Here is a 26199-nt window from a genome sequence, read left to right on the forward strand (position 1 = left end):
CAGGCCCGCCCTTTCTGAAGCGTAAGCTCGGAAGCGCTAGTTGCGAACCGGGATCGTATCGACCCGGCGGAACTGGGCAAGACCCTCCTTCTTGGAGGTGACTCCCTGCGCACGGCCCATGCCGGCCGTCACGAGGCGGCTGGCAGCGATGCCGTTGTCGATGTAGAACTGCTCTACAGCTCGCGCCCTGTCTTCAGACAGCTGCTGCGGACGACGCTCGCCAGGAGCGGCCCAGCCTTCCACGCGGGCGTTGAGGTTCGGGCACTCGAGCAGGATGGCCAGATTCTCCTGCAGCGACTCGCGGGCCTCGGCGGTGAGGACGGACGAGTTCGGAGCGAAGAAGACGCTGTTCATCTCCTCGATTTCGCGGCAGATGGCGGCCTCGTAAGGCACAACCGTAATCGTCATCGTACGGCTCACCGTACCGCCACAATTGGTCACTTCCAGCGTCACCGTGTAGGTGCCGGCCTCGTCATAGGTGTGAGACGGGTTGGCAGACGATGAGGTGTTGCCGTCACCGAAGTTCCAGCTGTACGTCACCGGCTGCGTGCCACTGGTGTTGGCCGAGAACCGGATACTCGTCTGGGTGTCCGGGGCCATGTTGGAGGCGGTCATCGACGTGATGACGGCATCCTCACACGGATCCTCTACCGTGACCATGCATGTGCGGGAGTCCATGCCCTTGCCGTTCCCGTTGGAGACCGCAAACTGCACGGTGTACATGCCTTCCTGCGCGAAGGAGTGCGTAGCCGTCATGCCGTCAGCGGTCGAACCGTCTCCGAAGTCCCAGCTCGCTGCGACGACAGGCGTGGCGTCTGCGTTCACCGAACCGGTAAACGTAACTGGAGCGCCTGTATCGATGACGTCAACCGGACAGATCAGATCGGTGACCATGACCGGGATGAACTTCTTCAGGTCATAGGAGATCGAGGCGGCGGTCCAGCCCAGCCAGTCGGCGAGGTCATCCCCGGCGCCGTCAGCGGCATCATCCGGGAATACGTAAATGCCCCCGGTCTCCAGACCGAAGGAAGTCCGGTCGTTGATGCGGTAGTCGATGCCATATCCAAGCACCGGGCCGAATCCGAGGCGGGTTTCTTCGCTACCAAGACCATCCGCGCGCACGTCGGTTTTCGCGGCGTTGATGCCGGCCCCAAGTTGGACAAACGGTTGCAGGCGACCCGATCCAAAACTGCGCTTGCCGATCATCTGCAGACTGATCGCCGATCCTTCCTCGCCATCGCGGAAGGTGTCGTCCTGCGCAAAGTCGTTCAGGTTGCCCCACTGGCTCCATGCCAGGGCGATGCCAGCAGTCCATTTCTGGCCGTAACGGTGACCTACCTCGAGCCCCAGGTGCAGCGGGGTCTTCTCAAAGAGGTCGCCGTTGCTCGAAAGGGCAAACTGCGCATCATTGGTTCCAGTGTAGTAGGAAAGGCCAACTCGCGGGCGAAGGTACCAGGTGTCCTCGCCGCGGTCCTGGGCCTGCACGGGCGTAGCGAACAGCATCGGGAGGGCTGTCAGCGCCGTGAGAAGGAGTACCGGTAGCCGGTTAATCATTTCTAAGACCTCCGAAATCGGGGTGTGGGTTATTGGAATTTACTGTTGCAACGGAAAAAAACAGCGTCAAGCCGCCGAAACCGCTCCGCGCTCCTCGATTGGCACATACCGCCGCTCGTTCTCGCCGGTATATACCTGCCTCGGACGATAAATGCGCGTCGTTGGATCGTTGCGCATCTCCAGCCACTGCGCAATCCAGCCCGGAAGGCGGCCGAGAGCGAACATGACCGTAAACATGTTGGTCGGGATGCCCATCGCCCGATAGAGGATTCCGCTGTAGAAATCGACGTTCGGGTACAGGCGACGAGCTGCGAAGTACTCGTCCTCAAGGGCAACCCGCTCCAGTTTCTTTGCAATGTCCAGCAGCGGATCGTCAATGCCAAGCTGGCCGAGCACCGCGTCTGCGGAAGACTTGATCACGCGAGCGCGCGGATCAAAGTTCTTGTATACGCGGTGCCCAAAGCCCATCAGACGAAAGTCTGACGACTTGTCTTTGGCAAGATCGATGTACTTGTCGACATTGCCGCCGTCCTCAGCGATCATTTCCAGCTGCCGGATCACGGCAGAGTTGGCCCCCCCGTGGAGCGGGCCGGAGAGGGCACTGATGCCCGCCGAAATGGAGCCGAACAGGTTGGCGCCACTCGAGCCCACCATGCGCACGGTGGACGTCGAGCAATTCTGCTCGTGATCCGCATGCAGGATCAGCAGCTTGTCCAGCGTACTGGCGACCACCGGCGAAATCTCGTATTCCTCCGACGGCACAGCGAACATCATGTGCAGGAAATCGGACGAATAGTCCAGGTCATTCCGCGGATAGATGTAGGGTTGGCCGATGGACTTCTTGAATGCGAAGGCCGCGATGGTTTTGATCTTGGCGATGAGCCGGATCACATTGAGTTCCAGCTCTTCCGAATTCTCGGACTCGTCGTAGTACGCCGAGAGGCTTGCCACGATGGTGGACAGCACACTCATCGGCGGCGCATTCGCCGGGTAGCCCTCGAAGAACTTTTTCATGTCCTCGTGAAGCAGGCTGTGATTGGTCAGCCGCTCCTCGAACGTGGCCAGCTGATCCTCCGACGGCAGTTCGCCGTAGATCAGCAGGTAGGCCACCTCCGTGAAGGTGGAGTTCTCCGCAAGGTCCTCAATGCCGTATCCGCGATGTCGAAGAACTCCCTTCTCACCATCGATAAACGTGATTCCGCTCTGGCAGGAACCCGTATTGCCGTAGCCAGAGTCCAGGGTAATCGTACCGGACTGGCCGCGCAGCTTGCGAATGTCGACGGCCCGCTCGCCCTCGGATCCTTCGATGACGGGCAGGTCGTATTCGCTGCCTCCAAGTATGAGTTTTGCTGTTTCCATGTAATCTCGGGGGTACTGCGCTTGATCTCTGCCGTGCTGGGTAACACCGCGCTGGGTGACACCGCGCTGGATGTAACCGCGCCGGATGAGACGGATCGGAATATCCACTCTCCGCACTTCTCCGGCAGTAGGACCGAACCGCAACAGCGGGCCGGAGTTTTCCTACACGATTATATACCACGAAAATTCGCCGTTAGACCCCTGCAGGGGCCGATTCCTTTGTACTCTGAGCCCCCGGCACTACCCTGTCCAGCCCGTCCGGAATGAGCTCCCAGAAGAACTCCTGGCGCGAGCGCCTGCACGAGATCATCTTCGAGGCCGACACCCCCATGGGGAAGGCGTTCGACGTCGCGCTCATCATGACCATTTTGGCCAGCGTGGTCGTGGTCATGCTCGACAGCGTTCCGTCCATCCGGGCACGCTACGCCAGCCTGCTCTTCACGCTGGAGTGGTACTTCACGCTGCTGTTCACCATCGAGTACGTGCTGAGGCTCGTTCTGGTGAAACGACCGATGCAGTATGCGCTGAGCTTCTTCGGACTGGTGGACCTGTTCGCCGTCCTGCCCACCTACCTGGCTCTGCTTTTCCCCGGCACACAGTACCTGCTCGTGATCCGGCTGCTGCGCCTCCTGCGTGTGTTCCGCGTGCTCAAGTTGGTGACCTACCTGGACGAGGCCGACACCCTGTATCGAGCCATGCGGGCGAGTCGCCGCAAGATCACGGTCTTCCTGCTGGCCGTTTCCATCCTGGTCGTGCTGCTGGGCAGCGTGATGTATTTCATAGAGGGAGAGGAGAACGGCTTTACCTCCATTCCGCAGTCGATCTACTGGGCTGTCGTAACCCTGACAACTGTCGGCTATGGTGACATGGCCCCGCAGAGTCCCATCGGCCAGGCCGTCGCCTCTGTGGTAATGATTATCGGATACGGCATCATCGCCGTGCCGACGGGTATCGTTACGGCTGAGCTGACCCGCGTCGAACGCAGGGGCACGAGCACAAAGAACTGCCGCAACTGCGCACATGAAATCCACCGGGACGATGCAGTCTATTGCCGGATTTGTGGGGAGAAACTGTGACTCCGCAGGAGCGGGCCTTCAACCTGGTAGCGCGGGCGCTGTTTGACCGGGCGCCGAGCCCTGACGCGTTCAATCCGTACGCAGACAGAAATCCGGAAGTGGACCGGCCGGACGCGGTGACCCTGCGCCGAGCCAACCTGAACGCGTACTTCAACGCGTGTCAGGCGCGCCCGGCGCTCTTCCTGCTGGCAGAAGCTCCCGGTCCATGGGGCTGTCGGTTCTCGGGCGTACCCATCACCGCTGAGGATCAGCTGGTTGATCCGGCCTTTCCGATCAGCGGTAGACAATCCAGCCTGCAGGCGGAGCCGTACAAGGAGTACAGTGCCGGCATATTCTGGCGATTGCTGGCAGACGCGTTTCCAGCGTTCGTGGTCTGGAATGCCTGTCCCCTGCACCCCTACAAGCCGGGCGATCCCTTCTCGATTCGGGCACCGAGAGCCTCTGAGCTGCGGGAGTTTCAGGGCCTGACGCACGATCTTGTCGAAACGTTCGCTCCTGCACGGGTGCTGGCCGTAGGCCGTAAGGCGGAGCGCACACTGGAAAACGCGGGCATTGAAGCGACGTATGTGCGCCATCCGTCACAGGGCGGAGCCACCGCATTCCGTGCCGGCGTGCAGACGGCGCTCGCTGAGGTAGGCTACCATGGATGATCTGTTTGATGCCGCGTCGCCGCGCAGAAGCAACGCCCCGCTCGCGGACCGGATGCGACCGCGAACCCTGGATGAGTTCATTGGTCAGGATCACATCCTCGGGCCTGGCGCACTGCTGCGGCGAGCCATTGAGGCGGACCGCATCAAGTCGGTACTGTTCTACGGGCCGCCCGGCACCGGCAAGACCACCCTTGCCCGCATCATTGCGAACACCACGCGCGCCCGGTTCCTGTCACTGAACGCGGTTCTGGCGGGCGTAAAGGACATCAGAAGCGCCATCTCGGCAGCCGAGGATGCGCTTCGCTATCACCACCAGCGCACCATCCTCTTTGTGGATGAGGTGCATCGGTTCAACAAGGCCCAGCAGGACGCCCTGTTGCCGCACGTGGAGAACGGCACGGTGACGCTGATCGGAGCGACGACCGAGAATCCCTACTTCGAAGTGATCAAGGCGCTCGTCAGCCGCTCACGCGTGTTCGAGCTGCATAGCCTTACGGACGATGACCTCGCCGCCGTCGTGCACGCCGCCATCGCTGACAGCGAACGGGGCTATGGAGATCGACAGGTTCGCATGGACCCTGATGCCGGACGGCATCTGGTTTCGACGGCCAACGGCGACGCCCGCTCCCTCTTGAACGCGCTGGAGTTGGCGGTGGAAACCACTCCTCCGGACGAGAGCGGAGTGATCCATGTCACCCTGGGAGTGGCCGAGGAGTCTATTCAGCAGCGCGCCGTGCTGTACGACAAAGAGGGCGATGCGCACTTCGACACAATCAGCGCGTTCATCAAAAGCCTGCGAGGCTCAGATGCAGACGCGGCTCTCTACTGGCTGGCCCGCATGGTGTACGCCGGAGAAGACCCACGCTTCATTCTCCGGCGCATGCTGATTTTTGCCTCCGAGGACGTCGGCCTGGCTGATCCCAACGCCGTGAGGGTTGCCGTGGCGTGCCAGCAGGCCTTCGACATGGTGGGCATGCCGGAAGGCCGCTTTCATCTGGCGCAGTGCTGCCTCTATCTGGCCACCGCCCCAAAGAGCAATACCACCCTCAGCTTCTTCAGCGCGCTGGAGTTCGTTGAGAAGGAACTTAGCGGCGATGTGCCCAACCCGCTGAAGGACGGCAACCGCGACGGAAAAGCCCTTGGTCATGGTCAGGGCTATCTGTACCCGCACGCCTACCACAACCACTACGTGCCGCAGCAATACCTGCCCGATCAGATGCAGGGCACGTATTTCTACGAGCCGTCCGATGTGGGCTACGAGCGGCGCATCAAGGAGCGGCTGGACTACTGGCGGTCCCGAGACGAGGCGGAGTCGCTGGAGAAGAGGCTGAAGCGCTACGGGGCGCCCGAGCACGAGGTCAACACCGGCGCGGACGGCGAGCCCGGGCAATCAGTGAAAGAGGCAGCCCCGGACAGCGACACGTAAGGGCCCGCGTACTATTTTCGACCCATGCAGGCCCTCCTCCGCATCGCCGACCGCATCGACCGCATGAGCAGGTTCACGGGTCGATGGCTGTCCTGGTTGACCCTGGCGATGGTACTGATCGGGTCCTACAACGCCGTGGTGCGCTATCTGGCGCGATACACAGGGACCAGCCTCAGTTCGAACCTGTACATCGAGTTGCAGTGGTACCTGTTCGCCGCACTGTTCCTGCTTGGCGCGGCCTACACGCTGCAGGCAGATGCCCACGTACGCGTGGACGTTCTCTACGGGCGTCTCTCCCGAAAGGGGAAAGCCTGGATCAATCTTCTGGGCACGGTCCTGTTTCTGATTCCCTTCTGTGTGCTGATGCTCTGGGTTTCCTGGCCGGCCGTGGCCAACTCCTGGGCGGTGATGGAGATTTCTCCGGATCCCGGGGGCTTGCCGCGGTATCCGATAAAGACGGTCATCCCGGTCGCATTTGTGCTTCTGATGATCCAGGCCTGCTCGATGCTCATCCGTTCGCTTGCCGTGGTCCTCGGACACGACGCAGACCCGGTTGACGGGGCGCCGGCATAATGGAGGAGTATCTGGGGCCACTCATGTTCGTGGGAGCGCTGCTCCTGATTTTCTCCGGCTTCCCCGTGGCGTTTGCGCTGGGCGGAACCGCCATCATTTTCGCCTTCATCGGCGTCGAGGCCGGCATGTTCGATTGGAACCTGCTCCTGGCGATGCCGGATCGCACGTTCGGCGTCATGTCGAACTACGTGTTGTTGGCGGTGCCCTTCTTCATCTTCATGGGCACCATGCTGGAGAAGTCCCGGCTGGCCGAAGACCTGCTGACCACAATCGGTCAACTCTTTGGTCATCTGAGGGGAGGGCTTGCGCTGGCCGTGGTGTTTGTCGGCGCGTTGCTGGCTGCTGCGACCGGCGTGGTTGGCGCCTCTGTGGTGGCGATGGGCATGATCTCCCTTCCGGTCATGCTGCGCTACGGATACGGCAAGGAACTCGCGACGGGAGTCATCACGGCCTCCGGCACGCTCGGTCAGATTATTCCGCCCTCGGTGGTCCTGGTAGTGCTTGCCGATCAACTCGGGGTCTCGGTCGGGGACCTGTTCATCGGCGCGCTGGTGCCGGGTGTCGTGCTGGCGGGGCTTTACGCCCTTTATGCAGCGGGCGTGGCCTGGTTGAAGCCCGCCGAGGCGCCGGCCCTTCCCGAGGAGGCCCAGGTGACGGATCGCAAGGCCCTCATGCGCAGGGTCGCTTTTGTGATGATGCCCCCGTTGATCCTGATCCTGCTTGTGCTCGGGAGCATCTTCGCAGGCGTGGCGACGCCTACGGAAGCGGGGGCACTGGGTGCGCTCGGAGCGATCGGACTTGCGGCCGCGAACAGGCGCCTCACGCTCGACGCCCTCAAGGCCACGATGGACGAAACGACGCGCCTGACGGTCATGGTGATGTTCCTGCTCATCGGTTCCACGGCGTTCGCGCTGGTATTCCGGGGATTGAACGGGGATCTGTGGATCCATGACCTGCTGACCGGACTGCCGGGTGGCGTGGTAGGTCTGTTGATCGCGGCGAACCTGGCCATCTTCGTGCTGGGCTTCTTCATCGACTTCTTCGAGATCGCCTTCATCGTGATCCCGTTGCTTGCGCCCGCCGCTGCGTTCCTGGGGATCGACCTGGTCTGGTTCGGGGTGATGATCGGCATGAACCTGCAGATGTCGTTCCTCACGCCACCCTTCGGCTTTGCCCTCTTCTACCTGCGCGGCGTCGCGCCGCCGGAGGTCAGCACGGCAGAGATTTACCGGGGCGCGGTGCCGTTCATCGTGATCCAGGCCATCGGCCTGCTGCTGATCATTCTCTTCCCGGTTCTGGTGCTCTGGAGCTTCTAGGGCTCAGAGTTCCGCCAGCAGCGTGTCATCCAGCCGGTGGCCGCCTGAAAAGGTGCGCACTTCGTAGGTCATTCCGGCCTCGTCCATACGGTTCAGAAAGGCGTCACGTCGGGCCGGCGTGATGAGTGCATCGCGGTCGCCGAGCACCATCAGCACGCGGGTGTGGGCCAGGGCTACCGCCGGGTCCGGAATGTCGTGGGCCACATCGCCCGCCCAGCAGACGAGCCGATCCGGCTCTACCGATCCGAGCGCCGCCCAGCGACTGGCCGTCGCGGCACCCTGCGAGAAACCAAGCACGTTCACCCTGGCACCTGCGGGGACTTCCCGATCCGCGACCCGGTCCAGATACGCCACGTAGTCCCGGATTTCGGCCTCACGGTCCGCCCGGGTCATCCACGATGCGCCGGGTTGCTCATGGAACCCCTTCCCGTAGAAGCGGGACAGGCCCTCGGGTGCTACGAGCTTTCGGTCGGGCCGCTCCAGGGGCGCGCACATGGCCAGAAAATCTGATGCCAGCTGCCCATACCCATGCAGGCAGAACCAGACCTCGGTCGGCTTCTCCGGCCCGGCCAGGAAATAGCGGGCCGTGCGGGTGACCTCAATGTGCTGTTCGCGCATCAGGCGCCGTCGATCTCCCGGATAATCGCGAAGTGGTGATCCGCATGCACGATGGCCAGCTTCATCCACTGGTCCGGACCCATCCAGCCGAAGTAGGGGTGCTCGGTGCGCCATGCCGAAGGCGCGGCCAGCTCAAACGTCTCCGGAATGGAATCGTACACCCGGCGGCTTCGGGCCACGGCAACTTCCAGATCCTCGCGCGCGAAGCTTTCCGGAGGCACCGTGCGCTGAGGGGCCTTGGCGCGGCCCCGGGGCATGCGCCGACTGAAGAGCACGGCGCGTCCGATGGCGTTTATTGTTCCACCCTCCTGCGCCGGGCTCTTTTGTTTGGCGATGCGGTCCACAGCGACCAGCATGAGCGCAGTCGCGCCGGCGGTGTGGTGCAACTGGTTGGCTACGGACCAGCCAGAGACCGCGGGTGCGAGCTTGAACAGCGAGTCGTCCTCCCGCTGGAGGAGGTCTTCCATGTGCGCGTAGGTGCGGGCAAGCTCACCGTGTAGCTTCGTCAGTCTCGCGATGGTGGTTGACACGGATCGATGCTCCTTATTCTGTTTGGTGAAATCAATGGTTTGCCATGCTCGATTCGCTGGACACTACGGATCGCAGAATTCTGAACATCCTTCAGGAAGAAGGAGGCATCTCCAACGTCGAGCTCTCCCGCCGCATAGGCCTGGCGCCCCCCACGACGCTGGAGAGAGTACGAAAGCTGCGGCATCAGGGTTTTATCACGCGAACGGTGACGCTTGTGGATCCTGAAAAGGTGGGCCAGTCCACGCTGGTATTCGTGCACGTCTCGCTGACCCGACACGGAGCCGAGCGGGTAACGGCGTTCCAGAACGCGGTGCAGGGAATCGCGGAGGTCCTGGAGTGCCACCACATCAGCGGGGACAGCGACTTTCTTCTGAAAGTGCGTGCCCCGGATATCTCACGGTACGAGGCGTTTTTGCTCGACGAGTTCAGCAGCTTGCCGCACGTAGGCCGCGTGCATACCTCCTTTGTGCTCTCGACGGTGAAGAGCGAGACTCGAATCCCGATTCCCGAGGCTACCGACGGCTGAACCGGACGTCTCCGCCTACAATCGTATAGTCGACCTGTACGGTTCGGATTTCGTCTTCGGGAATGGTCAGAATGTCGGCCGACAGCACGGTGATGTCTGCCAACTTGCCTGGCGTCAGGGATCCCTTGAGGTCCTCCTCGAAGGCCGCAACCGCGTTGCTGAGTGTATAGCTCTCAAGCGCTTCTATGCGGGTCATGGCCTGATCAGGATAGAACCGTGATCCGTCCCTGACCTGGCGGGTGACCGAAGCGTGGTAGGAGGCGATGGGGTCCACATCCTCGACCGGGGCGTCTGTGCCGTTGGTCACCATAGCCCCCGAATCGAGCAGTGTACGCCACACATAGGCGCCCTCGCGGGCACGCTGCTCGCCCAGTTTCGCATGCACCCAGGGGCCGTCCGATGTGGCATGCACCCCCTGCATCGAAGCGATCACGGCCAGTTCGGCAAACCGGGGGATGTCGTCCGGGTGCAGATGCTGGGCGTGTTCAACGCGCCAGCGACGATCCTCCGTGTCCGGGCCCCCGAAGGCCGCTTCAAAGATGTCCAGCACCTCGCGGTTGGCGCGGTCGCCGATGGCATGCACGTTGAGTTGGTACCCGTGCTCCAGAGCCAAACGTGCCGTTTCAGTGACGTCGCCGACCTCGGAGGTGTTGAGTCCGGCGCTCTCCGGCTTGTCGGAGTACGGTTCCAACAACCAGGCGCCGTGGGGCCCAAGAGCCCCGTCAATCGAACGCTTGATGGAACGCACGGTCAGGTGGTGGTCCCCGTAGCCGATCATGCGGTAGGCGTCCAGATTCTCGGCCAGGCGCTCGTTGGAGGCGCGGATCATGACGTACAGCCGAACGGGAAGTTGGCCCTCGTCCGCCAACCGCCGGAAACGGTCGATGGTGCCGAATCCCGAACCAGCGTCCTGGAAAGAGGTGATGCCCTTGGACAGGGCCTCCTCGGCCGCCAACCGAGCCTGCTCCAGGGCCCGGGCCTCCGCCTCTTCTTCCGTCATGCTGCGCTGTGCCTGCGAGCGGGCCCGCGAAACAAGGCCCTGTGCCGTTTCCCGAAGCAGGCCGGTTGCTTCACCTCGGGCATCGCGCACGATCTCGCCGCCCGCAGGGTCGGGCGTCTCCGAACTGATGCCACCCAGCCGCATTGCTTCGGCGTTGGCGAACGCCGCGTGCCCGCTGGCGTGCCCCAGATAGACCGGGTTTCTGGGGGACACCTCACTGAGGGTGTGATGGGTCGGGACGCCGTCTATGGACCCGGGCGGTGTTTCGTCCCATTTCTCCTGGTGCCAGCCCCTGCCCAGAATCCACTCCCCGGGCTCTGCCTCGGCTACGGCATCCTCCACCTGGCCTACGATATCCCCCCAGGTGCCGGCATTGTTCAGATCCAGGATCATCTTCGCATTGCCCATCGACATGAAATGACCGTGACCTTCTATGAACCCGGGTATGGCCAGACGCCCGTCCAGTTCGATCACCTCGGTTTCAGGCCCGATCATGTCCCGCACCTCGCTGTCGGAGCCAACATGCAGGATGCGACCTCCTGACACGGCAAGGGCGGTTCCGTCCGGAACGTCTGCATCGACCGTTACGACTTTGCCGCCGACCAGTACCAGGTCGGCCTGTTCGGAAGGGCCGCAGGCCGTAAGCAGCACGGCACAGGCAAGCGTCAGAAATCGATTCATCGCAGTGGGGGTCAATCGGCTGCAGAGCGCATCGCCCGATCCAGGATGGCCAAAGCCTCCCCGGCATCACGGGCTACGTGAAACAGCCTGTCCAGAGGTGGGGAAAAACCCGTATCCACGGTGTGCTGCAGGAAGCGAAGGAAGTCATCCCAGAAGCCCGCCGTGTTCACGAGAACGATGGGTTTGTCATGGTAGTCCAGCTTGCGCAGCGTGGCAACTTCCATGAACTCCTCGATGGTGCCCAGGCCGCCGGCCAACGCCACGAAGGCATGCGCCCGGCTGAAGATGGAGCGCTTGCGCTCCTGCATGGTGGCGGTGACCACCAGCTCATCGGAGATGTCGTAGGCCCGGCCTTCGATGGCCATCAGCTTCTCGGGGATGTACCCTGCCACGTGGCCGCCGTGGGCATGCACGGCGCGGGCCACCTCTCGCATCAGACCGACATCACCACCGCCATACACAAGTCCGAAACCCAGCTCCGCCAACCCGCGGCCGAGCCGGGCGGCATCATTCCGGTAGACCGCGTCGAGATGCTGCGCCGACGCACAGTAGACGGCGACCTCAGGCATGCGATCAGACTCGCTCATAGGCGAAGTCGTTGAACGACAGCTCCGAGGTGCCCAGCCAGCGATTTGATTGCGTCATGAACCGCCGATAGGAATCAAGCATGGTCGCGTAGGCAGGGTCGCGGGCGGCTTCCTCCTGTAGCAACTCCTCGGACGCGTCATGCGCAGCCTGCATGATCTCGGAGGAGAACTGGCGCAGCTCCACCCCATTGTCCAGCAGACGCTGCAGCGCGGGCGGATTCTTGGCGTCGTAGTCGGACATCATGTCCACGTTGGCCTCCGCGGCGGCCGCTCCGATGGCAGCCTGATACTCAGCCGGGAGGGCATCCCAGGACTCCCGGTTCACATAGAACGACAGGTTGGGCCCCGGCTCCCACCAGCCCGGATAGTAGTAGTAGGGTGCTACCTGATAGAAGCCGAGCTTCTCGTCGTCGTAGGGTCCGGCCCACTCCGTGGCGTCTATGACTCCGCGCTCCAGAGCGGGGTAGATGTCGCCGCCGGCCAGGACCTGGGCAGTGACGCCCAGGCGATCCATGACGCGTCCGCCCATACCCGGAATGCGCATCGTCAATCCGCGCAGATCACTCAGGGTGCTGATCTCCCTGCGAAACCAGCCGCCCATCTGGACGCCGGTGTTGCCGCCCGGGAAATTGATGATGTTGAAGTCGGCGAACAGCGAGCGCAGCAAGTCCTTGCCCTCGCCGTAGTAGAACCAGGCGTTGTACTGGCGCGCGCTCATGCCGAAGGGCACCGTGCAGTCGAAGGCAAGAGCCGGGTTGAGGCCGGTGAAATAGTAGCTGGCCGCATGTCCCATCTGCACCGTGCCTTTCTGCACGGACTCCAGAACCTGGTCGAAGGGGACCATCTCCCCAGCGGGGAAGACTCGAATGGTGAAGCGTCCGCCGGTTATCTCGGAGACCCGGTTGGCCAGCGTTTCCGCCGCGCCGAAAATGGTGTCGAGCGACCTCGGAAACGTGGAGGCAAGGCGCCAGGAAACCCGAGGGCTGGTCTGTACGGCGGCCGCGCCGCCTGATTCGGAACTGCCGCAACCGGTTGCCAGCGCTCCGCCGGCAGTCAGAAGGGCACCCTGCTTGATGAACTTGCGTCGCTGCATGGGGGATGCGGATGGTGGGACCGATGATGATAGACCCACGCTGTCCGTCGGGCAAGCGTGTGCTGGCTGCCGCCTCCTAGCCCCGGGGTCGCAGGGGACGCATAACCACTTCTGAAATCAGGTAGTTGTCGGGGGCCTGCAGCGTGTGCACGATGGTGCCCGCGACGTCATCGGCCGTCATGGGATTGGCCGAAATATCGATGCCGGCGACGTCGAAGAACTCCGTTTCGATACTTCCCGGGTACAAACAGGTCACCTTGATGCCGTCGTCGCGTACTTCCTTCATCAGGGACTCGCTGAGGCCGCGCAGCCCGAATTTGGTGGCGTTGTAGGCACCCACCCTCGGGTTACCCAGCAAACCGGCCACCGACGCGACATTCACGATGTGGCCTCCAAAACCGCTTTGGCTGTTCTGCGCTTTCATCCGGGGCAGCACGGCCCGCGTGCAGAGGAAAACGCCTCGCAGATTGGTCGCCATCTGCAGGTCCCAATCGTCCAGCGACAGGTCGTCAAGCAATCCGAATCGACCCAGCCCGGCATTGTTGATGAGGATGTCCACGGTATCAGCCGACTTCCCGACCTGATCCATGGCGCGACCTACGGCGGATTCGTCCGTGACATCACACACGACCGGAACGAACGCGTCCCCCATCTGGGCACGCGCCTCTGCCAGACGCTCCTTGCGGCGGGCAAGACCAAACACTCGCGCACCCCGATCGGCGAGCTGTCTGGACACGGCAAGGCCCAGCCCGGCCGAAGCTCCTGTTACGATCGCATTCTTCTCCTTCAGATCCATGGCACTCGCTTGGTTTGACCTCAAGATAGCTTCGAGACCCGGTGGGTTATCTTGCGACATGACGCACAACACTGCCGGTCCTCGCGCGATGGAGGCCCTCCTGCGTGGAGCCACGCGCCTTCCGCGCGAATTCAGGTCCCGGGAGCACCTGCTCGATCCTGCAACGGTCTGCGAGGTTCTGGACCCATTTCTCTCCGATGAGCGACGCGAACGCATCGAGCGGGTGGTGTCGGAGCGCTGCGGAAGTGTTGCGGTGGTAGTCGATGGGCTGGCCAACAGCGGAAACGTGGCCGCTGTCATGCGCACCGCTGAGGGCCTGGGCTTTCTGAACTTCCACGTGATCCAGCGGCAGCTGCCCTACAAGCATTCACGGCGCACCACGCAAGGCACCGACAAGTGGCTCGACGTGCATGTATGGGACGGGCCGGCGGAGTGTGTGCGGGTCGCCCGAGCGGCCGGCATGCGCATCGTGGCTGCCCATCTCGATCGACGCTCTCGGCCCCTGGACGACTTTGATTTCACCATTCCAACCGCCCTGGTCTTTGGCAACGAGCTTGGCGGGGTCTCGGAGGATCTGCTGGAGATGGCCGATGCGACCTGCATCATTCCGATGACCGGATTCGCACAGAGTTTCAATATTTCGGTTGCTGCTGCCACCTGCCTCTATCACGCCCGATCAGACCGGATGCGCAGGCAGGGGCGGCACGGTGACCTGGGCCTCGCCGACCAGGCCTGGCTGCGGGCGGCCTATACGTACCTCTCCGTGCAGGCAGCTCAGCCGATTCTGGACCGCGGGGCGTGATCGCCAACACGCTCTTCATGGACCGCAGCGCATGACTCCCGCGTTGGCTGAACGCACCGACTTCACGACCCATGCGCCTGTTCGTCCTGATTCTTCCACTCCTACTGACTGCCTGCGCGGCTCCCGCCCCGGTCATTACCCCCGAGCCCGAGGAGCCGGAGGAGACGGGCCCGGCCTTCACGGCACTTCGGCTTCAGGGTGAAGTGATCGCGGGCGACGAAGGTACAGTCATGCAGGGCGTGCAGGCGGTCCGCGGTGTCTTTGCCGGTCCGGTCGAGACGCTGTTTGCGCTGTCAACCGGCGACTCCACCCATCTCTACTCCACTTCGGCGCCCGAGGCACCCGTGTACGGGGTCGCGGGCGATGCGGTCTTCACCGTGGCCTGGGCAGCGGACGGCACGTCGGCCGGAGTCGGGCACTACCTGCCTGCCGGCGAGGCCTCGCAGGGTCGCGAGCGCATGGGGGCCGGCGATATTCTGGTGTACGCCGCTGGAGCGGTCTCCCGGGTCGGGTGCTCGGCCTCACGCGCGGTATTGGCCTGGTCGTCGGACGGCGGATTGCTGGTGCGCAATACGGACAATCTGTATGTGGTGGACCGGGACGGCTGCGACACGCGAGCAACGGTGGACGCGCGCCGCATGCTGCGTCTGACCGTGTCGCCAAACGCCCGGCACCTGGCATTTGTGCACCGGGAGCTGGAGTACGATCGGGCCAGCCGCTCCTACGTGGCCGATTCCACGTTTCGGCTTACCGATCTGGACGGTGGCAACCCCAAAACCATAGTCTCTTTCCGCTATCGACCCGAGCGTCTCGCGTGGCGGCCGGACGGGCTGGAGCTGGCTTTCGACGTGCAGGCGTCGGATGACGCAGGTCGCGCCATCTCGATCTTCGACGTCGCATCCGGCACCACCGCCTTCCTGCACCCGCCTGCGTCGGACCGAGACGAGTGGGCGCCGCACTGGTCCCCGGACGCCGCCCGAATCGCCTACTATCGGGGCAGTGAGCCGGCAGATCGCGCCATCTGGGTGCGCACGTTCAGCTCCAGTTTTCCGGAAGGACTGCCCGACAGCGAAGGCGCGGAAATCGCCGCATGGGTAGATGCGGACGCGCTGATGTACTTCTCGGCCGAGGGCGCTCTGCGGGTCTACGACTTCCGAACGCGCCAGACAACCGATCTGGGTCCGGCCGACGCGGTCATTGAGGCACGCCGCCGGTAATTGGCTGGCGGGCCTGCCGGGCGCCCGGCGTCCCGGGAATGAGCCCGCGCGCCGGTTACCACAGGCACTCAGTCAAGCAGCGCGAGCAGGCTCTTGCGTGCCATTTCCGGGTTGGCCTTGCCCCCGGTCTCGCGCATGAGTTGCCCCATGAAAAAGCCGATCAGGCCTTTTTTGCCGGCGCGGTAGGCCTCGGCTTTCCCCGGGTTGGCTTCCACGACTTTTCTGGCGGCCTGCTCCAGGGCGCCGGAATCGGCGATCTGCGCCAGGCCACGGGACTCGACCAGGACGGCCGGGTCGTCTCCTGAAACTGCAACTTCGTCCAGCAATTCCTTGGCGGTGCGGATAGAAATCACGTCGTCGGCGACGAGCCTGATCAGCGTCGAGAGCGCCGGTGCAGTCAGCACAAGCTCCTTGCGACTCGCCTTGCGCACACGCTGAACCTCGTGCAGCACCCAGTTTGCTGCGGTGCGTCCATCGCCCCTCTCGGCCGTGGCCTCGAAGAGCTCAAGCAGCCAGGGGTCGGAGGCGAGGATGGCCCCATCGTCCGGATCCAGGCCGTGGCTGGCTACCAGCGCCGTCGCCGTTGCTTCCTGTTCGGGGGAAAGCGTGGGCACCGCCGGTCCTTCCTGTACCACGTGCTGCCGCTCTTTCCTGGGCTTCGGTCTCTGTGGCTCCGGCTCCGTGGTGAGCTTGGCCCAGGTGTCGCGAAGCGTAATCGTGCGGTTGAAGACGACCGCCTCGGTGTCTTCCCGGATGAAATAGCCCTGTCGCTCGAACTGGAAGCGTTCGCCGGGACTCACGTTTCGCAGCGCGTGCTCAACGTACCCGTGGCTGACCTGCAGGCTGTCGGGATTCAGGTTGTCCAGAAAATCCTGGCCTTCGGGCACGTCCTCGGGATCGGGCGACCTGAAGAGCCGATCGTACAGGCGCAGCTCTGCAGGCACCGCATGGGAAGCCTCCACCCAGTGGATGGTGCCCTTCACACGGCGACCTCCTGAGCCGCCACTGCGAGTTTCCGGATCGTAGGTGCACCGAAGTTCGACCACGTTGCCTTCGTCGTCGGTGACCACCTCATCGCACCGAATGACGTACGCATAGCGCAGGCGCACCTCCTGACCGGGGGCAAGCCGATGAAACTTCGGCGGCGGATCCAGGCGGAAATCCTTCCGGTCGATATACAGCTCACGGCCGAAGGGAACGGGACGACTACCCTCGCGCGGCACGTCGTGTGGCCAGTGGCTTGCGTCAATCCATTCCAGGTCACCCTCCCAATTGGTAATCGTGACCTTCAGCGGCTCGAGGACCGCCATGACCCGGGGGGCCTTGTGGTTCAGATCGTCCCGAATCGCGTACTCCAGCAGCGAAATGTCCACGCGGTTGTCCGCCTTGGCCACACCGATGAGATCACAGAAGCGTCGAATGGCCTCCGGAGTGATCCCGCGGCGCCGCATGCCGGAGAGCGTCGGCATGCGCGGGTCATCCCAACCATCCACCAGCTGTTCCTGTACCAGTCGGAGCAGCTTGCGCTTGCTCATCACGGTGTAGTCCAGGTTCAGGCGGGCGAACTCATACTGATGCGGTCTGGGCTCGTCATAGAGCGCATCGACCAGCCAGTCATACAGCGGGCGATGCACCTCAAACTCGAGTGAGCAGAGCGAATGTGAGATGCCCTCTATGGCGTCCGACAGGGGATGCGCGAAGTCGTAGAGCGGATAGATGGGCCAGTCGTTGCCGGTGCGGTAGTGCTCCGCGTGTTTGATGCGGTAGAGGACAGGGTCCCGCAACAGCATGTTGTTCGAGGCCATGTCGATCCGGGCCCGAAGCACGTGGGTACCGTCAGGGAATTCCCCCGCCCGCATGCGTGCGAAGAGGTCCAGATTCTCCTCCACCGAACGATCGCGGAAGCGGCTGTCGACCCCCGGCTCGGTCACCGTGCCCCGGTTCTCGCGGATTTCCGTATCGGACTGCGAGTCCACGTAGGCCAGTCCCTTTCGGATCAGCGTTCTCGCGTGCTCATACAGCTGGTCGAAGTAGTCCGACGCGTAGAACTGGTAATCGCCCCAGTCAAACCCCAGCCACCGCACGTCACGCTCCATGGCGCGCACGTACTCCATGTCTTCGGTTTCCGGGTTGGTGTCGTCAAACCGGAGGTGGCAGCGCCCCTTGTAGTCGTTGGCGATCCCGAAGTTGATGCAAATGGCCTTCGCATGGCCGATGTGCGGGTAGCCGTTCGGTTCGGGCGGAAATCGTGTGACCACGTGCTGCACGGCACCCGAATCAAGATCGCGTTCCACGATCTGCTCGAGGAAGTTGAGTCCGCCGGAGCGGTCGTTGCTGGATTCGGAGGCCATGCGCGGGGATCAGGAATTTGAGGCCGCCTGATACGCCGGCTCAGCGCAAAATTTCCCGGGTCCCGGCCCCGAGTACAAACCAGCAAAAACGGCAGAGCCGGTGGACCGACTCTGCCGTTTCTGGTTCAGAAAAGTGGGCCGTACTAGCGATCGGCCAGGATGCGCACGTTGCCGTTCACAGTGCGGATGCGCACTTCGTTGGCACCGTTACCGACGCTGCCGACGGCCATCAGGCGCGTGCGCTCACCGCGCCGCGCATTTGCCGGCACGCTAACATTCAGGTCGAAGTCGCTCTCGATGACGTAGTCCGAGGGGTCCTTCGAACGGCCTTCCACAATCACCTCGACGTCAATGTCCATGCCCAGGCCGCGGGGAACCACGAGTTCGATGTCTCCACCCATGGAGGTGATTTCCACGTGCCGATCCCCGCTGGTGCCGCCGACCATGCGCACCTGCACATCGCCGCCCATGGTCTTGGCCTCGATCCAGCCGTTGACCGCGTCGGCCTCGATATCGCCGCCCATCGTCTCAGCCTTCAGGAATTCACCCACTTCGCCGATGGTGATATCGCCGCCCATGGTCGTGACGTCCGCTCCGCGGGGCGAGTCTTCCACATCGATATCCCCTCCCATGGTATGGATGCGGGTCGCGTTGAGACTGCCTCTGAAGGACACGTCTCCTCCCATGGTCGTGGCCTCTACGTCGCCTTGCACGCTATCCATGACGATCTCGCCGCCCATGGTGTGCACCTTGCCTTCGAGTTCGGAGTCCCGCACGGTGATCTGGCCTCCCATGGTCTGCAACTCGGCCCGCCCTGCGACGCGCGTCAACGAGATTTCGCCGCCCATGGTCTGGCCTTCGAAGGTGCCGGTCACGCCGGATATGGACACATCGCCGCCTGTCAGTGCGATGTCCACATTGAACCGGCTGGGCACAGAAATCTCGTAGTCGATGTCTGCCCGGTGGTTGCCCCGGTACTCGTACTCGGAACGCACCACGATGCGGTCTCCGCGTTCGTCAAAGGAGAAGTCGACGTCTTCGGCGTCGCGACCCTCTCTACGGATCTCGACACGAACCTCGCTGGCTCCGCCGGTGATGGTGACGTCGCCACCGGCCTCCAGACGCAGGTCCAGCGTGCCGCCTGCGGACACATCGAACGTGCGCACGAGCGGTTGTGCGGAAACGGAAGCGGCCATCAGAAGGCCCGCGGCACACCACGAAAGGATTCGGAGGGTACGCATATCTATGGATGTAGGTAGGTGATGCTTGGTAATCGGCCTTTGGACACGCAGCGTCGCGACATGGTTTGCAGCGACGCAGGTCCCATCGGCTTTCATTTGCGCGAATACCGCCGCGTGAGACGACGGGTCAGCGCCGGTAGATACTGGGCCGCATAGACCCCCCAGGTTTCTTTCCCGCCCACAAGGAAGACGGCCTTTTTGCGTTTGACGGCTCGCACCACTTTGCGGGCGCACACATCCGCGGGCATCCCGTAGGTGTGGTTGTGGTCAATTACGCCGAATTTGGAGCCGTCGCCCTGCACGGCGTGAAGCGTGATCTCGGTGTTGATGTATCCCGGGCATACGAGAGTCACGTGCACGTTGGACGGATAGAGTTCTGCCCGCAGCCCCTCAAAGAACCCATGCAATGCGAATTTGGAGGCGGAATACGATGCACTGCCCGGAATGGCCAGGCGACCCAGCACCGAGGAGGTGACCACAATGTGTCCTGCCTTGCGGCGCACCATGTGTCGGGCGATGTGCCTGCCAAGAGACGCCGTGCCGGTGAAGTTCACATCCATGATCTTGCGCGTGATATCCAGGGTTGACTCGAGCTCTGCCCCGCGCTGTCCGATTCCCGCGTTCAGCACCATGATGTCGATGGGACCGAAGCGCTCCTCCACCTCGGCGACCGCCGCCTCGTGGCGATCGAAGTCGAGGTTGTCGAGGGGGTAGACCAGGTGGTCATCCGGGCGCTCGCAGCGGAGGCGGGTTTCTTCCAGGCGGTCTGCCGATCGCGCGCTAAGTACCACATTGGCCCCCTGGGCGGCGTATTCGACGGCCAGAGCCTCTCCAATTCCGTAGGAAGCTCCGGTGATCCAGATTCGTTTGCTCATGCGTGCAGGGGCCGATGGCCGGGTGGTGCGATCAGGTGACGCCGGGCGTGGCCCCGTTCGCCAACTCACCGTATTGTGCATGGAGTAGTCCAGCCTACCATCCGGACTCCAGTGGCAAGCGGCATGCGTGCGATCAGTATAGCACTTCTGGTCCTGCTTGGAGCAGGACCCCTGAGCGGCCAGGAGCTGGTGTTCGACATAAATCGCCAGGGCCTGAGCGCCGTACCGTCGGGTTTGGCTGTGGTGGGCAACCAGACGTACTTCGCCGCCGACAGCCCTGACGCGGGCGGGCGCGAGCTCTGGGTCACCGACGGCACCGAGGCTGGAACCCGGCTGGTGAGAGACATTCGCCCCGGTGCGTTCTCTTCCGACCCGCGCCTGATCACCGCAGTCGGCAGCCGGGCCTTTTTTGTGGCCGATGACGGCGTGCACGGCGCCGAACTCTGGGTGAGCGACGGCACAGAGTCGGGGACCACCCTGGTACGCGACATCGCGACAGGGTCCTCCGACGCTCAGATCACCGAGCTTGTCAGCCTGCGGGACACCCTGTATTTCTCCGCAAACGACGGGGCTCAGGGACTGGAGCTGTGGCGGTCGGACGGTACACAGGCCGGCACGCACACCGTCACGGATCTCCGGCCTGGAAGAGTGGGATCCATTCCGGCAAAGCTCACGGTCGCCCGCGACACGCTGTTTTTCCGGGCCAGCGACGGGATTTCCGGCTTCGAACTGTGGAAGACGGACGGAACGGAGGCCGGCACCTCGCTTGCGGCCGACATCTATCCCGGGCTCTCGGGCTCGGAGCCCGACAACCTGGTGGTGTGGGGAGACACCTTGTTCTTTGCCGCAGAGCACGCCGACCTGGCGCGCGAACTCTGGCGCTCCGACCCGGACACCACTCGCCTGATCGCGGACGTGCGCCCTGGCGAGTTGGGCTCGGATCCGTCCTGGCTGACGATGGTGGGTGATCGGCTGTACTTCGCAGCCAATGACAATGTGATCGGCCAGGAGTTGTGGGTCAGCGATGGGGACACCGCCATGGTGGCCGCAGACATATTTGACAATGGCGGCTCGTTTCCGCGGCAGTTGGTCGATGCCGAGGGCACCCTCTTCTTTACGGCAGACGACTCGACGCATGGCCGCGAGGTCTGGATGTTGCCGCCGGATGGGTCCGCTTCCATGGTTCAGGACATCAATCCCGAGGGCGGTGCGGGAGTTTTTCAGCTGGCGGCCGTCGAAGGGATGGTGTTTTTCCAGGCCTTTGGCCCGGACCTGGGACGTGAGCTGTGGGTCACGGATGGCTCCCCCGGCGGCACGCGGGTGGTGCGGGACATCAACCCGGGGGAGGCGGACGCGTCTCCGGACGAGCTGATCGTGTTCGCGGGCAACCTGCTGTTCCGGGCCAACGACGCACTGCATGGTGGCGAACTCTGGATCTCCGACGGTACATCCGGGGGTACACGCCTTGTGCGCGATATTCGCACGGGTTCCTTCAGTGCGTCGCCCCAGGACTTTACCGTGCTGGGGAATCGCCTGGTTTTCACGGCGGACGATGGCCTGTCGGGCAGGGAGCCATGGGTGCTTGATGTCGAGGGAACAGGACCACCTCAGCGACTGGCAGACATTAGAACGGGGGGCTCCGGCTCGGAGCCGCAGAATCTGACGACGGCGGGCGACCTGGTATACTTCACGGCGCGGGACAGCCTGGCCAGTGAAGAACTCTGGGTGACGGACGGCACGCCCGAGGGAACACGATTGTTGAGGGACATCTGGCCGGGGTCGCAGGCTTCCGAACCCTTCTGGCTCACGGCCTTCGGCGATCTCCTGCTCTTTGTGGCGGATGACGGCGTGCAAGGCCGTGAGCTGTGGGTCAGTGATGGAACCGAGGCCGGAACCCGTGCGCTGGGCGATCTTCGGCCGGGCATTCCGGGCTCCGACGCCTATGCCCTCACGGTGGTGGCGGATACGCTGTATTTCGCGGCCGACGACGGTGCGTCCGGGGCCGAGCTCTGGCGGACCGACGGCACGCCCGAGGGCACCCGACAGGTTCTCGATCTCAGAGAAGGCAATCTGGGCTCAGATCCGTTCTGGCTCACAGCGGTTGGGGACTCGCTGTTCTTCGTGGCAAGCGACGGTGCCAACGGCAGGGAGCTTTGGGTCTCCGGGGGCAGTGCTTCCAGCAGTCGCATGGTAGTGGATGCAACCCAGGGTCCGGCCGGCACCGACATGTCGTGGCTGACGCCGTTTGGGGACCGCGTGGTATTCCAGGCCCGCCCCACCATCGGGCCGAACGAGCTCTGGGTATCGGACGGCACGGAGGCCGGCACAGGTCCCATCGCCACCCTGACGCTGGGAAGCAGCAGCCAGGTCCCCTGGATCACCGCCGTGGAGGGCACCCTGTTCTTTGCGGCAGAGACGATCCTAAGCGGGAGGGAGCTGTGGGCTTCAGACGGCACCGCGGGCGGCACCCGCATGATCGTGGATATTGACCCGGCCGGCAGCGGCAATCCCGCAGACTTTGCGGCCGCATCGGGACGTCTCTTCTTCACGGCGGACGATGGCGCGGCCGGGCGGGAACTGTGGACCTCCGACGGTACGGCCGTCGGCACGTTCGCGCTGACCGAGATTCGTGCGGGGGAGCGAGGCAGCGAGCCTGAGGAGTTGGTGTCTGTCGGGGGATCGCTGTATTTCCGGGCCAATGACGGCGAGCACGGAGAGGAGTTGTATCGGCTGGACGCGATGACCGTGCCCGTGCAGCCGGAGCCGGAGATCCCCGAGACGATGACGGTTTCGGCGGCATGGCCCAATCCGACGAACGGTCGAGCGGCACTGCGCGTGCGACTGCCGCGCAGCGAGAACCTTCAGGTGGACCTGTTTGACATGCTTGGCCGGCGGGTTTCGCGGGTGTTTCGGGGGTTCGTGTCGGCCGGCCGCGAGGAAGAAATCCGCATCGACGGCACGGACCTCGCCAGCGGCGTGTACATGGTCCGGCTACGAGCTGGAGAACGTGCGGAAACCCGGCGGATCGTAGTGAGCCGATAGGCGGCGGGCCGTACTTTCCGAACCGATGGGCCGCATCATAGACACCGGAATGACGCCCGCCAAGAAACGGCGGGCCCACCAGCGATCCTGCGCGGAGGTGCTCCGCCTGCTGGCCGAACGCCCGATCTTCGACGCCGAGGGGCGCGATATGGTGGCATTCCTGGCGTTCAACTTGCGCGGGATTTACGCCACGATTGACGAAAGTGCCGGCTCCTGGGATGAGAAGAACTACTGGAAGAAAGCGGAGGGACTTCGCGAAAAGTGGCGTTGGTCACGCACGAGCGCGGACGAACTGGAACGGCTCATCCGAGGCGATGCCTGGAATGAGATACCGCAGTTTCTGATTGGACTGGTGCCCCACTTTTCCTCCGTGCGGGTCACCGCCATGACGCGCGATTCAGACTGGTGGGTCGGGGCGTATCGGGCGCTGGTGCGGGAAGGTTGAGCGGATCCGGAACAATCAGGCCGGGAGTAGTGCTCGCTGCCGTGCCCATCCTGCGAGATCCGAATTTCTATCGCTCGGTGGTGCTGGTCTGTGACCACAATGAGGAGGGCACGTTTGGTCTGGTCCTGAACCGGGAGACGGATGTGACCCCGGACCAGATCATGGACGAGCTGGATCCTGTGGGCGAACCGGTGCGGATCGGGGGTCCGGTTCAGCCAAACACGCTGCACTACCTGCACGGGCTGGGCGAGCACATCGACGACGCCATCGAGGTCGCGAACGGGCTGTGGTGGGGCGGCGACTTCGAGGTCTTCAAGGAAGTCGTGAGCAACGACGGACAGGGCCCTGCCCGGCTATTTCTGGGCTACTCCGGCTGGGGTGAAGGCCAGCTGGAAGAGGAGATAGAAGAGGGCTCGTGGGCGGTGGCCACGATGCGCGCCGACTGGGCGTTCGAGGTGGGTCCGGACAGTCTCTGGCGAGAAGTGATGCTCAGTCTTGGCGGAGACTGGGCCCTGATGGCCAATTATCCGGACGATCCACGCACCAATTAGCTGCTCCCGGCTCGCGGCACACCTGGTGCCGCGACCTGACTAGAGGTCGCCCTCCTGCGGGCGCAGCAGGATTTCTTCGACCACGGTGCGACCCGAGAGCGCAACGGCCCCCACTACGGCGGCGGCGATGTCTTCAGCGGGCATGAATCGGTCCTCGGGAATGTCCACCCCATGCCATGAAGGGGTGAGCGTGGCGCCCGGGAGCAATGTGGTGACGCGCACGCCGGTCGAGCGCGTCTCTTCGCGCACGCCCCGTGCCAGACCCAGCAGGCCATGCTTGGCGGCGCAGTATGCCAGCCCGCCCGGATAACCCCTGGTGGAGGCGACAGAGGCCATGAAGAGCACATGCCCGCTGCCGCGGTCCTGCATGCCCGGCAGGAACGCGCGGGTTACCAGGAACGCAGACGTCACGTTGACCTCGAGTTGCCGACGAAACACGCCCGGCTCAGTGTCCATTAGGGAGCCCGGCACAAAGGAGCCGGCATTGTTCACCAGCACATCCGGAACGCCAAACTCCGTCACAATACGTGAGGCCGTCTTCCGGACCGCATCGTCGTCCGTGACGTCGCAGGCGAACACGCCAGCGCTGCCGCCCGCGTCGCCAACTTCGCGGGCCACGGCCTCAAGATTCTCCTGATTCCGCGCCACGAGGGCTATGGTGTTGCCGGGTGCCGCCGCCCGGGAAATAGCGGCACCAATCCCCTGACTCGCACCGGTGATGACCCACGTGGCCATCAGCGTCCGTTGATCAGACGCATGAACTCGGCACGCGTATCGGTCGAGTTGAGGAATTCGCCCGACATGGCACTGGTCGTAGTCGTCGAATGCTGCTTCTGAACGCCTCGCATGGCCATGCACATGTGCGAGGCCTCGATGACCACCGCCACTCCGGCCGGCTGAAGTACCCTATCCACTGCGTCCCTGACCTGGATGGTCAGCCGTTCCTGCACCTGCAGCCTGCGCGCGAACACATCGACTACACGCGGCAGTTTGCTGAGTCCGACGATGCGCCCGTTCGGGATATATGCCACATGCGCCTTTCCAAAAAACGGGAGCATGTGGTGCTCACACAGCGAGAACAGCTCGATGTCCTTCACGAGGATCATCTCGCTGTAGTCCTCATGGAAAACGGCCTTCTGAAGAATGGCATCCGGATCCTGGGCATAGCCCTGGGTCAGGAACTGATAGGCCTTGGCCACTCGCTCCGGAGTCTTGACCAGCCCCTCGCGCTGCGGATCTTCGCCAATCAGCTCCAGAATCTGATCTACGTGGCCGGAAAGCTGATCCGTGACCTGGGGGTCATAAATATGTTCGTTACGGTAGGCCGGCACGGTCAGATCGGATGGGCTATTCACCTCGGTACTCAACATAATTACGGGGCGTCTCGAAGAGACGTACAGATTCAAGCCTGCCGGAAGGCAGCACGTCCACCAGTCGATTCCAGATTGCTATGGCAAAGTTCTCGGTGGATGGCATGACTCCCTGCAGGAAGGGTACGTCCAGATTCAGGTTGGAGTGGTCTACGATGTCGACCACACGCTCATTCATGATGCGCTTGAGGTCCGCCAGGTCGATGACGTATCCCGTGTCGGGATGCGGCTCGCCAATTACCGTGACTTCCAGCTCATAGTTGTGTCCGTGCCAGTTCGGGCTGTTACACTTGCCGAACGTAGCCTCATTCCATTCCTGGGACTTGGCAGGGTTGTGCAACCGATGCGCCGCATTGAAATGAGCGCGACGTGTGACGCGGACAAGCGCCATGGGAGGTCTGTGGTGGGTTAGAAGGCGATCCTGTGACACCACCGTATAACATTTGTTCTGACAAGTGTTGCGCGCGCACGTCGTGCGGGACTGGCGCAGGTTGAGAGGCGAGGGGAGACGACGGACCT

General features: G+C 63.3%; 25 protein-coding genes. 11 read left to right on the forward strand and 14 right to left on the reverse strand.

What is annotated here, in order from left to right; genetic code table 11:
* Window positions 1-36: 36 nt before the first annotated feature.
* Both JJ896_04725 and JJ896_04730 read right to left on the reverse strand, forming a co-directional pair.
* Complete coding sequence (locus JJ896_04725; GenBank protein MBO6778937.1) at window positions 37-1554, reverse strand: PKD domain-containing protein; 1518 nt, start codon at window positions 1552-1554, stop codon at window positions 37-39.
* Between the two features lie 66 nt (window positions 1555-1620).
* Entirely contained in the window at window positions 1621-2913 is a 1293-nt protein-coding gene (locus JJ896_04730) for a citrate synthase (GenBank protein MBO6778938.1), read from the reverse strand.
* A gap of 263 nt (window positions 2914-3176) precedes the next feature.
* On the opposite strand from JJ896_04730, the gene JJ896_04735 reads away from it, so the two are divergent.
* Genes JJ896_04735 through JJ896_04755 form a run of 5 tightly spaced genes read left to right on the forward strand, consistent with a single transcriptional unit; the run spans window position 3177 to window position 7954 of the window.
* The gene (locus JJ896_04735) at window positions 3177-3989 is read left to right on the forward strand and encodes an ion transporter (GenBank protein MBO6778939.1); all 813 of its coding nucleotides are present in this window, start codon (window positions 3177-3179) and stop codon (window positions 3987-3989) included.
* Window positions 3986-4639 (forward strand): uracil-DNA glycosylase, encoded by a 654-nt coding sequence (locus JJ896_04740; protein MBO6778940.1) that lies wholly within the window; start codon window positions 3986-3988, stop codon window positions 4637-4639. Before JJ896_04735 ends, JJ896_04740 begins: the two co-directional genes overlap by 4 nt.
* Window positions 4632-6065: an AAA family ATPase gene (locus JJ896_04745; protein MBO6778941.1), complete on the forward strand. Its 1434-nt coding sequence runs from the start codon at window positions 4632-4634 to the stop codon at window positions 6063-6065. Before JJ896_04740 ends, JJ896_04745 begins: the two co-directional genes overlap by 8 nt.
* A gap of 24 nt (window positions 6066-6089) precedes the next feature.
* Window positions 6090-6638 (forward strand): TRAP transporter small permease subunit, encoded by a 549-nt coding sequence (locus tag JJ896_04750; GenBank protein MBO6778942.1) that lies wholly within the window; start codon window positions 6090-6092, stop codon window positions 6636-6638.
* Window positions 6638-7954 carry a TRAP transporter large permease subunit gene (locus JJ896_04755; GenBank protein ID MBO6778943.1) on the forward strand — a complete coding sequence of 439 codons (1317 nt, stop codon included), beginning with the start codon at window positions 6638-6640 and terminating at the stop codon, window positions 7952-7954. The genes JJ896_04750 and JJ896_04755 overlap by 1 nt, the downstream gene beginning before the upstream one ends.
* A gap of 3 nt (window positions 7955-7957) precedes the next feature.
* On the opposite strand, the gene JJ896_04760 is transcribed toward JJ896_04755, so the two are convergent.
* Both JJ896_04760 and JJ896_04765 read right to left on the reverse strand, forming a co-directional pair.
* Entirely contained in the window at window positions 7958-8572 is a 615-nt protein-coding gene (locus tag JJ896_04760) for a dienelactone hydrolase family protein (GenBank protein ID MBO6778944.1), read from the reverse strand.
* A complete protein-coding gene (locus JJ896_04765) occupies window positions 8572-9102 on the reverse strand; it encodes a DinB family protein (protein MBO6778945.1) in 531 nt (176 codons plus the stop codon). Before JJ896_04765 ends, JJ896_04760 begins: the two co-directional genes overlap by 1 nt.
* Before the next feature lie 44 nt (window positions 9103-9146).
* On the opposite strand from JJ896_04765, the gene JJ896_04770 reads away from it, so the two are divergent.
* On the forward strand, window positions 9147-9629 hold the full coding sequence (locus JJ896_04770) for an Lrp/AsnC family transcriptional regulator (protein ID MBO6778946.1): 483 nt from the start codon (window positions 9147-9149) through the stop codon (window positions 9627-9629).
* Here the strand turns inward: JJ896_04770 and JJ896_04775 are convergent.
* From JJ896_04775 to JJ896_04790, 4 genes are all read right to left on the reverse strand, one after another.
* The gene (locus tag JJ896_04775) at window positions 9616-11310 is read right to left on the reverse strand and encodes an amidohydrolase (protein MBO6778947.1); all 1695 of its coding nucleotides are present in this window, start codon (window positions 11308-11310) and stop codon (window positions 9616-9618) included. The two genes, JJ896_04770 and JJ896_04775, sit on opposite strands and share 14 nt — an antisense overlap.
* 11 nt (window positions 11311-11321) lie before the next feature.
* Window positions 11322-11897 carry a TIGR00730 family Rossman fold protein gene (locus JJ896_04780; GenBank protein ID MBO6778948.1) on the reverse strand — a complete coding sequence of 192 codons (576 nt, stop codon included), beginning with the start codon at window positions 11895-11897 and terminating at the stop codon, window positions 11322-11324.
* Window positions 11884-12990 (reverse strand): TRAP transporter substrate-binding protein, encoded by a 1107-nt coding sequence (locus tag JJ896_04785; GenBank protein MBO6778949.1) that lies wholly within the window; start codon window positions 12988-12990, stop codon window positions 11884-11886. Before JJ896_04785 ends, JJ896_04780 begins: the two co-directional genes overlap by 14 nt.
* 76 nt (window positions 12991-13066) lie before the next feature.
* Window positions 13067-13786, reverse strand: coding sequence for an SDR family oxidoreductase (locus JJ896_04790; GenBank protein MBO6778950.1), 720 nt, complete (start codon window positions 13784-13786; stop codon window positions 13067-13069).
* Window positions 13787-13844: 58 nt separating this feature from the next.
* Here JJ896_04790 and JJ896_04795 point away from each other — a divergent pair, with 58 nt between their 5' ends.
* Complete coding sequence (locus JJ896_04795; GenBank protein MBO6778951.1) at window positions 13845-14588, forward strand: RNA methyltransferase; 744 nt, start codon at window positions 13845-13847, stop codon at window positions 14586-14588.
* Between the two features lie 71 nt (window positions 14589-14659).
* Complete coding sequence (locus JJ896_04800) at window positions 14660-15805, forward strand: hypothetical protein (GenBank protein ID MBO6778952.1); 1146 nt, start codon at window positions 14660-14662, stop codon at window positions 15803-15805.
* A gap of 68 nt (window positions 15806-15873) precedes the next feature.
* Here the strand turns inward: JJ896_04800 and JJ896_04805 are convergent, their stop codons facing one another.
* The 3 genes from JJ896_04805 to JJ896_04815 form a co-directional block, all read right to left on the reverse strand.
* A complete protein-coding gene (locus JJ896_04805) occupies window positions 15874-18156 on the reverse strand; it encodes a glutamine--tRNA ligase/YqeY domain fusion protein (GenBank protein ID MBO6778953.1) in 2283 nt (760 codons plus the stop codon).
* 143 nt (window positions 18157-18299) lie between these two features.
* Window positions 18300-19397, reverse strand: a complete 1098-nt coding sequence (locus JJ896_04810) for a DUF4097 family beta strand repeat protein (GenBank protein ID MBO6778954.1) — start codon at window positions 19395-19397, stop codon at window positions 18300-18302.
* A 92-nt stretch (window positions 19398-19489) separates the two neighbouring features.
* Window positions 19490-20272 (reverse strand): SDR family NAD(P)-dependent oxidoreductase, encoded by a 783-nt coding sequence (locus JJ896_04815; protein ID MBO6778955.1) that lies wholly within the window; start codon window positions 20270-20272, stop codon window positions 19490-19492.
* Window positions 20273-20395: 123 nt separating this feature from the next.
* On the opposite strand from JJ896_04815, the gene JJ896_04820 reads away from it, so the two are divergent.
* From JJ896_04820 to JJ896_04830, 3 genes are read left to right on the forward strand one after another with little or no spacing between them, the layout of a single operon-like run.
* Window positions 20396-23314: a T9SS type A sorting domain-containing protein gene (locus tag JJ896_04820; protein ID MBO6778956.1), complete on the forward strand. Its 2919-nt coding sequence runs from the start codon at window positions 20396-20398 to the stop codon at window positions 23312-23314.
* A 25-nt stretch (window positions 23315-23339) separates the two neighbouring features.
* A complete protein-coding gene (locus JJ896_04825; GenBank protein ID MBO6778957.1) occupies window positions 23340-23759 on the forward strand; it encodes a hypothetical protein in 420 nt (139 codons plus the stop codon).
* A gap of 41 nt (window positions 23760-23800) precedes the next feature.
* Window positions 23801-24310, forward strand: coding sequence for a YqgE/AlgH family protein (locus JJ896_04830; GenBank protein ID MBO6778958.1), 510 nt, complete (start codon window positions 23801-23803; stop codon window positions 24308-24310).
* A gap of 39 nt (window positions 24311-24349) precedes the next feature.
* Here the strand turns inward: JJ896_04830 and JJ896_04835 are convergent, their stop codons facing one another.
* The 3 genes from JJ896_04835 to JJ896_04845 are packed head-to-tail and all read right to left on the reverse strand — an operon-like array spanning window position 24350 to window position 26071.
* Entirely contained in the window at window positions 24350-25045 is a 696-nt protein-coding gene (locus JJ896_04835) for an SDR family oxidoreductase (GenBank protein ID MBO6778959.1), read from the reverse strand.
* Window positions 25045-25680, reverse strand: a complete 636-nt coding sequence (folE, locus tag JJ896_04840) for a GTP cyclohydrolase I FolE (GenBank protein MBO6778960.1) — start codon at window positions 25678-25680, stop codon at window positions 25045-25047. Before folE ends, JJ896_04835 begins: the two co-directional genes overlap by 1 nt.
* On the reverse strand, window positions 25658-26071 hold the full coding sequence (locus JJ896_04845) for a 6-carboxytetrahydropterin synthase (GenBank protein MBO6778961.1): 414 nt from the start codon (window positions 26069-26071) through the stop codon (window positions 25658-25660). The genes folE and JJ896_04845 overlap by 23 nt, the downstream gene beginning before the upstream one ends.
* Between the last annotated feature and the right edge of the window lie 128 nt (window positions 26072-26199).

The sequence above is a fragment of the Rhodothermales bacterium genome (assembly GCA_017643395.1).
In the GTDB taxonomy this organism is placed as follows: domain Bacteria; phylum Bacteroidota; class Rhodothermia; order Rhodothermales; family UBA10348; genus JABDJZ01.